This window comes from Polynucleobacter sp. IMCC 29146 (assembly GCF_021395195.1).
Classification (GTDB): Bacteria; Pseudomonadota; Gammaproteobacteria; order Burkholderiales; family Burkholderiaceae; genus Polynucleobacter.
Genome location: NZ_JAJVCR010000004.1, coordinates 82,495 through 96,596 on the forward strand (window position 1 = coordinate 82,495; position 14,102 = coordinate 96,596).

The following is a 14,102-nucleotide window of genomic DNA, read 5'->3' on the forward strand; positions in this document are numbered from 1 at the left end:
AAACTCTACAACGCAAATTCTTAAAAGCGTGTTTCTGTAAGGCTTTTGCAACCTAACCCGTCGGGCCTTCCGGCGGCACAAAGTGAATACACATGTCTGAATCTTTTGCAGCACTATTTGAAGAATCCCTAACCCGTTCTAATATGAAAACCGGCCAGGTTATTTCGGCCGAAGTACTTCGTATTGATCATAATTTCGTAGTTGTAAACGCTGGTTTAAAGTCGGAAGCGTTTATTCCTGTTGAAGAATTCCATAACGACGCTGGTGAAATTGAAGTCAACCCTGGCGATTTTGTTTCTGTTGCCATCGATGCGCTTGAAAATGGTTATGGCGATACGATTTTGTCCCGTGACAAGGCCAAACGATTGGCATCATGGATGAATCTCGAAAAAGCCCTCGAACAAGCCGAGATCGTCACCGGTACGGTGACTGGCAAAGTTAAAGGCGGCCTCACTGTGATGGTGAATGGCATTCGCGCTTTTTTACCTGGCTCACTGGTTGATACCCGCCCCATTAAAGACACAAGCCCCTATGAAGGCAAAACGATGGAGTTTAAAGTTATTAAACTTGATCGGAAGCGTAACAATGTGGTCTTATCCCGTCGTGCAGTAGTCGAAGCCAGTCAAGGTGAAGAGCGCGCTAAGTTGATGTCGAATCTCAAAGAAGGTTCCGTCGTACAGGGTGTGGTGAAAAATATTACTGATTACGGCGCCTTCGTTGACTTGGGTGGCATTGACGGCCTCTTACACATTACCGATTTGGCCTGGCGTCGCGTGCGTCACCCAAGCGAGATGTTGACTGTTGGTCAAGAAGTTACCGCAAAGATTTTGAAGTTCGATCAAGAGAAGAACCGTGTCTCACTCGGTGTGAAGCAGCTTGGCGATGATCCTTGGGTTGGCATCGCTCGACGCTATCCTCCAAATACCCGTTTATTTGGCAAAGTCACGAACCTCACCGATTACGGCGCGTTTGTTGAAATCGAATCTGGTATCGAAGGCTTGGTCCACGTTTCTGAAATGGATTGGACTAATAAAAATGTCGCACCTAGTAAGGCCACTGCTTTAGGCACCGAAGTTGAAGTGATGGTGCTTGATATTGATGAAGATAAACGCCGTATTAGCTTGGGCATTAAACAGTGCAAAGCGAACCCTTGGGAAGAGTTTTCACGTGGTCAACAAAAAGGCGATAAGTTAAGCGGTGCAATTAAGTCGATTACCGACTTCGGAGTATTTATTGGCTTGCCTGGGGGCATTGATGGTTTGGTGCATCTCTCCGACCTATCATGGAACGAGCCAGGTGAAGAGGCTGTGAAGAAGTATAAAAAAGGCGATGAAGTTGAGGCAACTGTACTAGCAATTGACGTTGAGAAAGAGCGTATTTCGCTTGGTATCAAGCAGTTGTCTGGTGACCCATTCAACAATTACACCTCGACTAGCGATAAAGGTAGTATGGTTACAGGAACCGTGAAGACTGTTGATGCCAAGGGCGCAGTCATTCATTTGGCCGATGAAGTAGAAGCATATTTACGTGCTTCCGAAATTTCAACTGATCGGGTTGAAGATGCGCGCAATGTGTTGAAAGAGGGTGATTCGGTAACTGCAATGATTATTAATATTGACCGTAAGTCACGCACCATTAATCTTTCGATTAAAGCAAAAGATAGTGCTGATCAGCAGGACACGATGACTAAAATGCAAGGTGAGGCGCAATCGGGTACGACCAATTTAGGCGCTTTATTAAAAGCAAAAATGGACAATCAGGGCTAATTTAAATCTACGCTACTTTCATCTGAAGGTAGCGTTTTTTTATTTATTCATCATGTCAGATCAAGAGCAACAAGCGATTACCCGTTCAGAGTTAGTCGAAAGCTTGGCGGAGCAATTTCCACAGTTATTACCTCGTGACGTTGAGTTGGCGGTGAAAACGCTGCTCGATACCATGACTCAAGCCTTAGCTGAGGGTAAGCGTATTGAATTGCGTGGCGTAGGCAGTTTTGTTTTGCATCATCGCCCAGCGCGCGCAGGCCGAAATCCGAAATCTGGAGAAAAAGTGCTCATCCCCGAGAAGCGGGTGCCGCATTTCAAGCCTGGCAAAGAATTACGCGAACGAGTCGACTATCAAGCGCTTAAAGCCAAAGGTAGTTCGGGTGTTTAGTCGCTTTGGGTGTCATGATTCAGATTGAAACCGCATGGTTATTACTCCTGCCGGTGTTGTTTGGTTTGGGGTGGCTAGCATCGCGATGGGATTTTCGTTTAGAAAGTCGGATGGATGAACAAGAGCGCATGCGTCAACAGCGCTCGACTTTTAAAGGCTTAAGCCTTTTACTGAATGAGCAGCCTGATCAGGCAATCGAAACCCTAGTCAAAATTGCCCAACTTGATCCCGAGACCATTGAGCTCCACTTTTCATTGGGAAATTTATTTCGGCGAAGAGGTGAAACTGAAAGAGCGATTCGGGTGCACCAGCATTTAGCGAATCGTACTGATTTAAAATCGCGTGATCGCGATCATGCCGCATATGAATTAGGTCGGGATTTTTTGCGCGCAGGCTTATTAGATCGTGCTGAAGCCTCTTTAAACCGCGTGGGTGAAGGTAAATACGCCATACCCGCTAAAGAAAGCTTATTGGAAATGTATCAAGTTGAGCGCGATTGGAAAAAAGCGATCGTTGCTGCTACTGAACTTGCTGCCTTACAAAAGAAAAGTCACCAAATTGAAATTGCCCAGTTTCATTGTGAGATCGCCCAAGAGGCGCTGCGCAGAAACGACTTGCTAGAGGCTGAACAATCAATTGAGCGTGCTTTACAAGCTGTGCCAAATCAAGCGCGAGCGCTCATTTTGCAAGGGGATTATTTGCTAGCTATGGATCGGCCAGCACAAGCAATTGAAGCGTGGAATTTAATTGCCCAAAATCATCCTGCATATATGCATTTAGTTGCGGATCGTTGGATGGCTGCTTTCACTAGTTTAGATAGGGCTAAGGAAGGCTTAAATCAGCTGGCAGATTTGTTACCAACGCAAGGTTCAGGCGAATTGTTGGATATCGTTCATAAGCACACTATGAGCTTATTGGGTGCAAATGCTGCGGAACAGATGTTAGTTGAGGTCATGCAGCATTCACCTAGCTTAAGCGCTTTAGCAAAGTTGGCAGAAACGCGCTTGACTTTAGCAAAGACCGATGGCCCTGCGACACGTGTCACCGATTTACAGGCTACCCTAGGGCTACTAAAACTACGTACGACCTCATTAGCGCGTTATACCTGTGGTAATTGCGGCTTTAGGGCTAGACGTTTTTATTGGCAGTGTCCAGGTTGTAACCATTGGGAGGCATACTCGCCTCGTAGATCAGAGGGTGTCGTGATTAGCGGCCCTTCTATGTGATGATGACCAATTCTGCAGGCGTAAGGAAAGATTGATGAAAGTAACCATTGTTGGTAGCGGATATGTTGGTTTGGTAACTGGTGCCTGTTTAGCTGAAATTGGCAATGATGTTTTTTGCTTAGATTTAGATCCCAAAAAAATCGCCACTTTAAATGCAGGTGGGGTGCCCATTTTTGAGCCTGGACTTAAAGAGGTCATAGAGCGTAATCGCGCAGCGGGTCGTTTGCAATTTTCTAACGATGTTGCCGCCAGTGTGGCGCATGGCGAGATTCAATTTATTGCGGTCGGTACACCGCCCGATGAAGATGGTTCAGCCGACTTACAATATGTAGTTGCCGCCGCGCGTAATATTGGCCGCCACATGATATCTCCGAAAGTCATTGTTGATAAATCGACAGTACCCGTAGGGACTGCCGATCGAGTAACAGCAGCAATTACAGCGGAACTTCAGCTGCGCAACTTAAATCTAGATCTGTGTTCGGTTGTTTCAAACCCAGAGTTTTTAAAAGAAGGTGCTGCAGTTGAAGATTTTATGCGCCCTGATCGGATTGTGATTGGTACTGCTACCGACGCTGCAGGCTTACGTGCACGAGAACAAATGCGGAAGCTATATGCACCCTTTAATCGTCATCATGAGCGCACCTACTATATGGACGTAAAAAGTGCTGAGCTCACCAAGTATGCAGCTAATGCGATGTTAGCCACACGTATTTCGTTTATGAATGAATTAGCCAATTTAGCAGATATTGTTGGTGCAGATATTGAATCGGTAAGACAAGGCATTGGTTCTGATTCGCGTATTGGATATGGTTTTTTATATTCTGGCACCGGTTATGGTGGCTCTTGTTTTCCTAAAGATGTTTCAGCGCTGAGTCAAACAGCGCTTGAGCATGGTCGCGATTTAAAAATTTTACAAGCAGTTGAGGCGGTGAATGAGGCGCAAAAAACCATTTTGATTGAAAAAATAGTGAAACGTTTTGGCAATGATTTATCCGGCTTGAAATTTGCTTTATGGGGCTTAGCTTTTAAGCCGAATACGGATGATATGCGTGAGGCGCCTAGTCGCGTCATTATTCAAGAATTGGTTCGCCGTGGCGCTAGCGTCGTGGCTTATGATCCTGTTGCGATGACAGAGGCCCAACACTGCCTTGAACTAGACTTTCAAGATAATCCTACGGGTTTAAAAAAAGTCAGCATGGTAAACGGTCCTATGGAGGCGGTTGACGCTTGCGATGCCTTGGTCATCGTGACTGAATGGAAGGCGTTTCGGAGTCCCGATTTTGAGCAGTTGAAACAAAAGTTGAAAAAACCCGTTATTTTTGATGGCCGAAATTTATATGAGCCGTTAACTATGCAAGAATTAGGGATTGAATATTTTGGCATTGGGCGGCATAGTTAAGTTAGCGAGCAAAAAGCAGATGGTCGAAAAAGCACAAGCTACACAATTTCAACAAACCCGCATCTTGGTGGTGGGCGATGTCATGTTAGATCGCTATTGGTTTGGGGATAGCGAGCGCATCTCTCCTGAGGCCCCAGTACCAATAGTGCAGGTAGCAAAAATTGACGAGCGTTTGGGTGGGGCTGCAAATGTCGCCCGTAATGTGGCTGCCTTGGGAGCAAAAACCAGTTTATTGGGCGTCGTTGGGGAAGATGAAGCGGGCACTCGTGTGCGCGAACTGCTTTTAGCTAGCGGAGTTGACAGTCAATTAGAAGAAGATGCCAAAGTGCCGACTACGGTTAAATTGCGTGTCATTGCGCGGCAGCAACAACTGATTCGCCTTGATTTTGAAGAGGCGCCTAGCGCTGCAGCCTTAAAACATAAATTAGCCCGGTTTGAATCCCTACTTACTGCAGTCGATGCAGTGATTCTGTCGGATTATGGCAAAGGCACTTTAGATCAAGTTGCCACCATGATTTTGCAGGCCAGGGCTCAACAAAAAATTATCTTAGTTGATCCTAAGGGTAGCGATTTTGAACGCTATCGAGGCGCAACGGTGATTACGCCGAATCGCGCTGAATTGCGGCAAGTCATTGGCAAATGGGCTAGTGAAGAAGAGCTGACCGAGCGTGCGCAAGCCTTACGGCGTTCCTTAGAAATTCAAGCTTTACTACTCACGCGTTCAGAAGATGGCATGAGTTTATATACCGATGCTGGTGTCAGCCATGTACGTGCTCAAGCCCGCGAAGTATTTGATGTATCTGGTGCTGGCGATACGGTCATTGCTACTTTAGCAGTGGCTCTGGCAGCGGCTTGGCCCCTAGAACGCGCTATGGCTTTAGCTAATCGTGCTGGTGGTATCGTCGTGGGTAAGCTAGGCACAGCCACCGTTACTAGTGAGGAATTACAGTGACCGTTATTGTTACTGGGGCCGCCGGTTTCATAGGCTCTAATTTAGTCCAAGCACTGAATGCGCGCGGTGAGCGGCAGATCATTGCCGTCGATGATTTGAGTCAAGGGGATAAATTTCGGAATATGGCCGATCTGCACATAGCAGATTATGTCGATAAGTCAGCTTTTATTAATTCCTTTAAAAAGGGCTGGTTTGGCGAGGTGAGTGCGGTTTTCCATCAAGGTGCCTGTTCTGACACCATGGAAAGTGACGGCGTATTCATGATGGCAAACAATTATCAATATTCGTTGGATGTTTACGAAACCTGTATGGCTCAAAAGACAGCATTTCTTTACGCCTCTTCTGCTGCAGTGTATGGCGGCTCTGAAAAATTTATGGAAGAGCGCCAATATGAGAAGCCACTAAACGTTTATGGCTACTCAAAATTTTTATTTGATCAATATATGCGCGCCAAGTTTGTTGAAAATGTTAATACGGCGCAAGTGGTTGGCCTACGTTACTTTAATGTTTATGGCTCGCGCGAATCACACAAAGGTCGCATGGCCTCAGTCGCATTTCATCAATTTCATCAGTTTAAAAAACAAGGTTTTGTACAATTATTTGGTGAGTATGGCGGGTATCAGTCAGGCGAACAAAGTCGGGATTTTGTTTCGATTGAAGACGTGGTTAAAGTCAATTTATTTTTCTTTGATCATCCCGACAAAAGTGGCATTTTTAATTTAGGTACTGGCCAAGCCCAGCCATTTAATGATGTTGCTTGTGCAGTAGTCAATTCTTTGCGCAAAGCTGCCGGTGAGCCACCACTGACTCTGCCCGAATTAGTTAAAGCTGGTTTGATTCAATACATGCCGTTTCCAGCTGATTTAAAAGGTAAGTACCAGTGTTTTACGCAAGCTGATATGCAACAATTGCGCGCTATTGGCTATTCTGATTCCTTCCTCAATGTTGAGCAGGGCGTCAGTCGTTATGTTGACTGGCTGTCAGCTAACGCTGATTTTTTAGCCCAGCCGATCTAATCCCGTTTTTTTAGTCAACTCACCATCTTCAATTCCGTTGTAATGCTTCGCAGGCTTCAGCTTGTGAATTGTTATCGATGTTTAAACTTTTGGAGAATCTATGGCTTGGAATTTGAATACAGTTTTTCGTAATACGCTTTTAAAGCTTGCCTTGGTCTTGGCGCTTATTTCATCTTGGGGGATATTGCATTCCACCGCAATAGCTGCTACAGACGGTATTAATGTGAATACGGCCAGTCAAAGTGAGCTCGAAAGTATTAAGGGTATTGGTCCCGCACGTGCGCGAGCGATCATTACTGCGCGTGATGATGGCGGTGCATTTCAAAATGCCGATGACTTGCAAAAACGGGTACGCGGTATTGGCAGCAAATCTGTTGAAAAATTAATCGATAACGGTCTGACGATTGAAGCGGCTAGTGGTTATCGTGAAACCAAAAGCAAGGGCCGCGCTGATCAAGGTGGGGGTCGTCGTAAGCCAAGTAATAAAAGTGCTGAGCGTGAAAAGGCCTATTCAGGAAAGCCGTCACCAAGAAATTAAGCCGCGGTTTAGGCGTTAACTCAGGCGGTAAGTTGGCGCTAAAGTAAGATGCTCAGCCTACGGCAGGTAATTTCCAATATAGCTAAAATGAAGCAATGAACTTGCCTGCCGTGCCAAATGTCGACCCAACTCCTGCCTACCTTACTATTGCCGATACTGTGGGTAATACGCCTTTGGTCCGTTTACAACGAATTCCTGGGGCGGTAGGTGAGCCCCGTAACAATCTCATTTTGGGTAAGTTAGAAGGGAATAATCCCGCCGGTTCAGTCAAAGATCGTGCAGCTTTATCGATGATACGACGCGCCCATGAGCGCGGCGAAATAGAACCGGGCGATACCTTGATTGAGGCAACTAGTGGCAACACGGGTATTGCCTTGGCCATGACGGCGGCGATGCTGGGATACAAAATGCTCTTAGTAATGCCAGAAAATCAAAGTCTAGAACGCCGTCAAAGTATGACAGCTTATGGCGCTGAATTAATTTTAACTTCGGCTTCTGGGGGTATGGAATTAGCCCGTGATTATGCTGTACAGCTGCAGCGTGAGGGACGTGGACGTTTACTCGATCAATTTGCCAATACCGATAATCCCCGCGCTCATTTAGAAACTACCGGCCCTGAAATTTGGCGTGATACTGCCGGTCAAGTTACTCACTTTGTCTCGGCAATGGGCACCACTGGCACGATTACTGGAGTATCTACCTATCTAAAGATGATGAATCCAGCGATTGAAATTATTGGCGCGCAACCTGCCGAAGGATCGCAAATTCCCGGAATTCGCAAATGGGCACCTGCTTATTTGCCCAAAATTTATCAAGGCGAGCGCGTTGATCGTATTGAGTACGTAACCCAATCGGCTGCAGAAGAAATGGCGCGCCGAATGGCCGCGGAAGAAGGGATTTTTTGTGGAATTTCTGCAGCTGGCGCTTTAGTTATTGCTTTACGGATTGCGCAAGAAGTAGAGAATGCCACTATAGTTTTTATTGTTTGCGATCGGGGTGATCGCTATTTGTCGACAGGGGTTTTCCCCGCTTAATTTGCGAGATTAGTCTTCTGCCGTTTTTTCTTGGTACTCGCTTTCGCTTTCGCTGAAGAGCTTGACGGTACTGTTTTTTCCATCACTAAAGATTGCATGGATTGAGGAATAATAGGAACCGCACTTTTATTTTCGTAACCCAAGGCTTCAGCAAATTCAGCCACACTTTGAGCATAAAAATAACTGCGGTTGTAATTTACTATACTGAGAAAATTGGCTAGTCCGACTACATAGCGAGTTTGTTCAAGGCCTTTTTTATCCAGATAAGGTAAATCAACAATCAGCGCTTTGCTTGTTGGACTCACGCCACCATGCTGTAAATCGCCTCGCTCGGGGGCAAGAATCCCAAGTCGAATGAATTCCTGAATAGTATGTTTTAGATCAGGTTCGCCATCGGCAAGGAGAGCAGCGGCAGTTAGGGCTTGTGAACTAGGTAATAGTGGAAAATAAATTGGCATACCAACTTGCCAGCCCTGTTGTTGCAAAAAATTGGCTACGCTTGCAATGGCGTCTTTAGCGCTGACCTTTAAATCAATCTTATTATCGCCATCCCCATCTTTGGCGTAGGCGCGAATACTGCTTGGCATAAATTGAGGTAATCCAATGGCGCCAGCATAAGAGCTATTTTGATTGAGGCATTGATTAAATTGAGTTTGCTGAAAATTTGCGCCAGTATTGCTTTCGGCCCAGCAAAGTAAAATGAGCTCTTTAATTTGCTCTCGGAATAAGGCTTCACGAGTAGCTTGGTTAGGGGTTGGTGGGTATTCAAAGGCGAGAGTAGTTAAGACATCTTTAGCCCGAAAGGCTCCTAATTGACGGCCATAAATTGTTTCGATGCCAATAATTGCGACGATTAAAGGGGCCGGAACTCCAGTACTGGCTTCGGTTTGGCTCAAAAATTCGCGATTTTGCACCCAAAATGCTTGCGCAGCCTTAATGCGCACGGGTTCGATAAAGCGCAGGCGATAAGCGGCCCAATTCTTTTTAAATTCCTGAGATGGGGGTAATACCAATTTCTTAATACTATGAATCGATTTAGTATCTTGAAATCCCGCCTCAAGGATGGCTAGCGGCACGTTATGATTGTTTGATACCTGGAGTAATAGTTCAGTCAAGTTTTTTGCGAAACTAGCATCTGGAGCCCTAGCATTAGGGGTTTGGGCTGGAGCAATGGGGTCTTGGCTGACTAGTGTCTCGGGAGTTCCGGAGGGGATGGGTGTAGTGCAGCCTGACAAGCAGAGCGCAATCAGAATGCAGGTGGCAATGAAAGTAAAAATGAAGCCAAGCTTGACAGTGTTCAATTGATTAATGGAATAAAGTTTATTCATAGAGCAGAAGTAGTTTACCGTTTAGATGGAAAGGCAGTAAAAATGACCACCGCTTATATCAGCCACCCAGATTTTTTATTACATGAGATGGGGCGCCACCACCCTGAGTGTCCTGAGCGTATTCAGGCGATTGAAGATCAAATTATTCAAAGTCGTATTGATGGTTATTTGCAACGGATTGATCCCCCCCTAGCAACCGAAGCCAATTTAGAATTAGTGCATGGCGCAGATCATATTGAGTTTGTAAAATCGCACGCACCTGCCAGTGGCTACTTCATGCTCGATGGCGATACGATTATGAATAGTGCTTCTTGGCAAACTGCCCGCCGCGCCGCAGGTGCGGCAATAGCAGCAGTTGATGCGGTGATGAAGGGCGAAGTAGAAAATGCCTTTTGTGCGGTACGGCCACCTGGACACCATGCTGAGCCAAATCGTGCCATGGGATTTTGTATTTTTAATAATGTTGCCATAGCCGCACGCTATGCGATGCAGCAATATGGTTTAGAGCGGGTAGCGATTATTGATTTTGATGTCCACCATGGTAATGGTACCGAAGCCGCCTTTATCGATGATCCACGAGTGTTAATGTGTAGTTTTTTTCAGCATCCGTTTTATCCATACAGCGGCTTAGAGGCTGCCGATAATATGATTAATATTCCCTTGCCGGCATCAACCAATGGCAAAGTTGTGCGCGAGTTGGTAGATGCAGTATGGTTACCCCGCTTAAGAGAATTTAAACCGCAGCTCATTGTGATTTCAGCTGGGTTTGATGCTCATCGTGAAGATGATTTAGGTCAAATGGGTTTAGTTGAAGATGATTATGCGTGGATTACCAAGCGCCTCAAAGCTGTTGCACATGAGTTTGCTGAAGGTCGAATTGTGAGTTGCTTAGAGGGCGGCTATAACCTTTCTGCATTAGGGCGCAGTGTAGTTGCTCACTTAAAGGCTTTAGGGGATTTATAAGTATATTTACAGGAATCATTTCTGAGGTCAAGATGGCAAGTATTTTTGAAGAAGGTTTAGAGCGAAACGCGGCAAATTACACGCCCATGACACCGCTTTTATTTGTTGAGCGAGCAGCGGATATTTATCCTCATCATTTAGCCATTATTCATGGATCCTTGCGGCAAACTTGGAGCGAGACGGCCATTCGTTGTCGCCGCTTAGCTAGCGCTCTTAACAAACAAGGAATTACAGTAGGCGATACGGTAGCAGTGATGTTGCCAAACACGCCGCCGATGGTCGAGGCTCACTTTGGGGTGCCGATGTCGGGCGCAGTGTTAAATGCACTCAATACCCGTTTAGATGCTGAGGCGATAGCTTTTATGTTAAATCATGGTGAAGCTAAAGCGGTGATTGTTGATCCTGAATTTGTTCCCACAATGAAAAAAGCATTGGCCTTAGCGCGCGCAGAAAGTGGTCGTGAGATTTTAGTCATTGACGCAGAAGATGTTGAGTATTCAGGGGCAAGTGAAAAAATTGGCAAGCTGACCTATGAGCAATTATTAGCTGAAGGAGACCCCCAATATAAATGGGCATTACCTGCAGATGAATGGGCGGCAATTTGCCTTAACTACACTTCTGGTACCACCGGTAATCCAAAGGGAGTGGTGTATCACCACCGAGGTGCAGCAATTAATGCTGTTTCCAATATTTTAGAATGGGATATGGCAAAGCATCCTGTGTATTTATGGACTTTGCCACTATTTCATTGCAATGGTTGGTGTTTTGCATGGACTGTTGCGGCGCGTGCTGGCATCAATGTCTGTTTACGACGAGTTGACCCCCAAACGATTTTTGCGGCCATTAAAGAGCAGCACGTGACCCATTATTGTGCGGCACCCATTGTGCACAATATGCTCGTCAATAGCCCAGCTGAATTAAAAATTGGTGTGCCACGCGGTGTTAAGGCAATGATCGCTGGGTCGGCGCCTCCCGCAGCCATTATTGAGGGCATGGAAATGATGGGCTTTGATATGACCCACGTATACGGCCTTACTGAAACTTATGGTCCTGCCGCTGTCTGTGTCAAGCAGGATGATTGGGAGCAGCAAGATTTAGGCACTAGGGCACGTCTTAATGCACAGCAGGGTGTGCGCTATCACTTGCAAGAAGCTTTTATGGTATTTGATCCAGAAACCATGCAAGCTGTGCCAGCTGATGGGGAAACTATGGGTGAAATTATGTTTCGCGGCAACATCACCATGAAGGGTTACTTAAAAAACCCGCAAGCAACACAAGAAGCCTTTGCGGGCGGTTGGTTTCATTCAGGCGATTTAGCCGTGATGAATCCTGATGGTTACATCAAAGTTAAAGATCGCAGTAAAGATATTATTATTTCTGGCGGTGAAAATATTTCTTCACTCGAAATTGAGGATGTACTGTATCGCCATCCGGCGGTATTAGCCGCCGCAGTAGTCGCTAAGCCCGATCCTAAGTGGGGCGAAACGCCCTGCGCATTTCTAGAGCTTAAGGCCAGTGAAACCGTAACTGCCGCCGAGATTATCGCCCATTGTAAGCAATATTTAGCCAACTTTAAGGTGCCTAAGGCGGTTGTTTTTGGTGAATTGCCCAAAACTTCAACTGGCAAAATTCAAAAGTTTGAGTTACGTAAACGCGCTGGCTCAGCTACGGCTATAGATGTTTAGATAGTCTATTGCCAGAGCTTGATAAAATAGCACTGAGGCTGGAATAAGCCATTTCCCCCATTAATTTTAATGCCCTAAAGTGATTTTTTAGTATTTAAAGAGAGTGCAATGAAAATTTTAGTTGCGGTAAAGCGAGTCGTTGATTACAACGTCAAAGTGCGGGTTAAATCAGATCAATCTGGAGTTGATATCGCCAACGTCAAAATGAGTATGAATCCTTTTGATGAAATTGCTGTTGAAGAAGCAGTACGCTTAAAAGAGGCTGGTTTAGCTTCCGAGGTGATTGTGGTTTCTGCTGGCTTACCCCAATGTCAAGAAACCTTACGCACTGCTTTGGCAATTGGTGCCGATCGCGCCATTTTGGTTGAGACCGAGCTTGACTTGCAACCCTTAGCAGTCGCAAAAATTTTGCAAGCCCTCTGTATTAAGGAGGCCCCGCAAATGGTCATTCTTGGAAAGCAAGCCATTGATGATGACAGCAATCAAACTGGCCAAATGTTAGCTGCCTTATTAGATTTCCCCCAGGCTACTTTTGCCTCTAAGGTGACGGTTGCTGATGGTAAGGCGAATGTAACTCGCGAAGTTGACGGTGGTTTAGAGACTATTTCAATTACTTTACCCGCTATCATTACCACCGATTTACGCTTAAATGAACCACGGTATGTAACCTTGCCTAACATCATGAAGGCGAAGAAGAAAACCCTTGAAATCATCAAGCCAGCAGACTTGGGCGTTGACGTGAACCCCCGCTTAAAAATCCTGAAGGTGGAAGAGCCTCCTAAACGAACTGCTGGAGTCATGGTTGCCGATGTAGCGGCTTTAGTTGATAAATTAAAAAATGAAGCAAAGGTAATTTAAATGAGCGCTTTAGTTCTTGTCGAGCATGATAATCAATCGCTCAAATCTGCAACATTGAATACCGTTACTGCTGCTTTAGCCTGCTCTCCTGAAGTCGATCTCTTGGTGATTGGTTATGTAGCAGAGGGCGTGGCACAAGCAGCAGCAAAAATCGTGGGCGTGCGTAAAGTTATTCACATTGACGCCGATTTTTTAAGTAATCAGTTGGCTGAGCCCGTTGCTGCACAAATCTTATGGTTAGCACCGTCATACGATTATATTTTGGCGCCTGCAACCTCGCATGGTAAAAATGTTTTACCTCGCGTGGCAGCAAAATTAGATGTGGCCCAAATTTCTGATATTACTAAAGTGATTTCGGCAGATACCTTTGAACGCCCTATATATGCGGGAAATGCGATTGCGACGGTGCAGTCCAGTGACGCTAAAAAGCTCATTACTGTGCGCACTACGGGTTTTGATGCCGTTGCTGCCACGGGGGGTACAGCAAGTATTGAGCAAAAAACTGCAGTTGCAGATCTAGGTAAATCGAGTTTTGTAGGTCGCGACTTAACTAAATCAGATCGCCCTGAGTTAACCGCAGCAAAAATAATTGTTTCAGGTGGTCGAGGTTTAGGTTCGAGTGAAAAATACCATGAGTTGATTGACCCTTTAGCCGATCAATTGGGGGCGGCATTAGGAGCTTCACGGGCAGCAGTCGATGCTGGTTATGTGCCCAATGATTATCAGGTAGGCCAAACTGGAAAAATCGTAGCACCCCAGCTCTATATCGCCATCGGAATTTCTGGGGCCATTCAGCATTTGGCTGGCATGAAAGATTCGAAGGTTATTGTGGCTATTAATAAAGATCCTGAAGCACCAATTTTTGGTGTTGCTGATTATGGCTTGGTAGCCGATTTATTTACTGCAATTCCTGAGCTCACTGCATTGTTAAAGAGCTGATCTGCCATTG

12 protein-coding genes and 1 pseudogene are annotated in these 14,102 nt (G+C 45.7%); 12 read left to right on the forward strand and 1 reads right to left on the reverse strand.

The window, feature by feature from the left end; all coding sequences use genetic code 11:
* Positions 1-92: 92 nt before the first annotated feature.
* The 8 genes and pseudogenes from rpsA (at position 93) to cysM (ending at position 8,319) form a co-directional block, all read left to right on the forward strand.
* On the forward strand, positions 93-1,766 hold the full coding sequence (gene rpsA, locus LZT22_RS06060; RefSeq protein WP_233924176.1) for a 30S ribosomal protein S1: 1,674 nt from the start codon (positions 93-95) through the stop codon (positions 1,764-1,766).
* A gap of 52 nt (positions 1,767-1,818) precedes the next feature.
* A pseudogene (locus tag LZT22_RS06065) lies at positions 1,819-2,145 on the forward strand (integration host factor subunit beta); the annotation flags it as partial.
* 23 nt (positions 2,146-2,168) lie between these two features.
* Complete coding sequence (gene lapB, locus LZT22_RS06070; protein WP_233924177.1) at positions 2,169-3,380, forward strand: lipopolysaccharide assembly protein LapB; 1,212 nt, start codon at positions 2,169-2,171, stop codon at positions 3,378-3,380.
* 34 nt (positions 3,381-3,414) lie between these two features.
* On the forward strand, positions 3,415-4,779 hold the full coding sequence (locus tag LZT22_RS06075; protein WP_233924178.1) for a UDP-glucose/GDP-mannose dehydrogenase family protein: 1,365 nt from the start codon (positions 3,415-3,417) through the stop codon (positions 4,777-4,779).
* Positions 4,780-4,798: 19 nt separating this feature from the next.
* Positions 4,799-5,731 (forward strand): D-glycero-beta-D-manno-heptose-7-phosphate kinase, encoded by a 933-nt coding sequence (gene rfaE1 / locus LZT22_RS06080; RefSeq protein ID WP_233924374.1) that lies wholly within the window; start codon positions 4,799-4,801, stop codon positions 5,729-5,731.
* A complete protein-coding gene (rfaD, locus tag LZT22_RS06085; RefSeq protein WP_233924179.1) occupies positions 5,728-6,747 on the forward strand; it encodes an ADP-glyceromanno-heptose 6-epimerase in 1,020 nt (339 codons plus the stop codon). The genes rfaE1 and rfaD overlap by 4 nt, the downstream gene beginning before the upstream one ends.
* Before the next feature lie 100 nt (positions 6,748-6,847).
* Positions 6,848-7,285, forward strand: a complete 438-nt coding sequence (locus LZT22_RS06090) for a ComEA family DNA-binding protein (protein ID WP_233924180.1) — start codon at positions 6,848-6,850, stop codon at positions 7,283-7,285.
* Positions 7,286-7,380: 95 nt separating this feature from the next.
* Positions 7,381-8,319, forward strand: coding sequence for a cysteine synthase CysM (gene cysM / locus LZT22_RS06095; protein ID WP_233924181.1), 939 nt, complete (start codon positions 7,381-7,383; stop codon positions 8,317-8,319).
* Here cysM and LZT22_RS06100 read toward each other — a convergent pair.
* Positions 8,316-9,647 carry a lytic transglycosylase domain-containing protein gene (locus LZT22_RS06100; protein WP_233924182.1) on the reverse strand — a complete coding sequence of 444 codons (1,332 nt, stop codon included), beginning with the start codon at positions 9,645-9,647 and terminating at the stop codon, positions 8,316-8,318. The two genes, cysM and LZT22_RS06100, sit on opposite strands and share 4 nt — an antisense overlap.
* 42 nt (positions 9,648-9,689) lie before the next feature.
* Here LZT22_RS06100 and LZT22_RS06105 point away from each other — a divergent pair, with 42 nt between their 5' ends.
* The 4 genes from LZT22_RS06105 to LZT22_RS06120 all read left to right on the forward strand — a co-directional run bounded on the left by LZT22_RS06105 (position 9,690) and on the right by LZT22_RS06120 (position 14,092).
* Positions 9,690-10,610, forward strand: a complete 921-nt coding sequence (locus tag LZT22_RS06105) for a histone deacetylase family protein (protein ID WP_233924183.1) — start codon at positions 9,690-9,692, stop codon at positions 10,608-10,610.
* Between the two features lie 32 nt (positions 10,611-10,642).
* Positions 10,643-12,295 (forward strand): acyl-CoA synthetase, encoded by a 1,653-nt coding sequence (locus LZT22_RS06110; RefSeq protein ID WP_233924184.1) that lies wholly within the window; start codon positions 10,643-10,645, stop codon positions 12,293-12,295.
* Between the two features lie 108 nt (positions 12,296-12,403).
* Complete coding sequence (locus LZT22_RS06115) at positions 12,404-13,153, forward strand: electron transfer flavoprotein subunit beta/FixA family protein (RefSeq protein ID WP_233924185.1); 750 nt, start codon at positions 12,404-12,406, stop codon at positions 13,151-13,153.
* Entirely contained in the window at positions 13,154-14,092 is a 939-nt protein-coding gene (locus tag LZT22_RS06120) for an electron transfer flavoprotein subunit alpha/FixB family protein (protein ID WP_233924186.1), read from the forward strand.
* The last annotated feature ends 10 nt before the right edge of the window (positions 14,093-14,102 follow it).

Bases quoted from the DNA above. Each gene is read 5' to 3' on its own strand.
- rpsA (WP_233924176.1), top strand. From the start codon at position 93: ATGTCTGAATCTTTTGCAGCACTATTTGAAGAATCCCTAACCCGTTCT.
- lapB (WP_233924177.1), top strand. From the start codon at position 2,169: ATGATTCAGATTGAAACCGCATGGTTATTACTCCTGCCGGTGTTGTTT.
- LZT22_RS06075 (WP_233924178.1), top strand. From the start codon at position 3,415: ATGAAAGTAACCATTGTTGGTAGCGGATATGTTGGTTTGGTAACTGGT.
- rfaE1 (WP_233924374.1), top strand. From the start codon at position 4,799: ATGGTCGAAAAAGCACAAGCTACACAATTTCAACAAACCCGCATCTTG.
- LZT22_RS06090 (WP_233924180.1), top strand. From the start codon at position 6,848: ATGGCTTGGAATTTGAATACAGTTTTTCGTAATACGCTTTTAAAGCTT.
- cysM (WP_233924181.1), top strand. From the start codon at position 7,381: ATGAACTTGCCTGCCGTGCCAAATGTCGACCCAACTCCTGCCTACCTT.
- LZT22_RS06100 (WP_233924182.1), bottom strand. From the start codon at position 9,647: ATGAATAAACTTTATTCCATTAATCAATTGAACACTGTCAAGCTTGGC.
- LZT22_RS06105 (WP_233924183.1), top strand. From the start codon at position 9,690: ATGACCACCGCTTATATCAGCCACCCAGATTTTTTATTACATGAGATG.
- LZT22_RS06110 (WP_233924184.1), top strand. From the start codon at position 10,643: ATGGCAAGTATTTTTGAAGAAGGTTTAGAGCGAAACGCGGCAAATTAC.
- LZT22_RS06115 (WP_233924185.1), top strand. From the start codon at position 12,404: ATGAAAATTTTAGTTGCGGTAAAGCGAGTCGTTGATTACAACGTCAAA.
- LZT22_RS06120 (WP_233924186.1), top strand. From the start codon at position 13,154: ATGAGCGCTTTAGTTCTTGTCGAGCATGATAATCAATCGCTCAAATCT.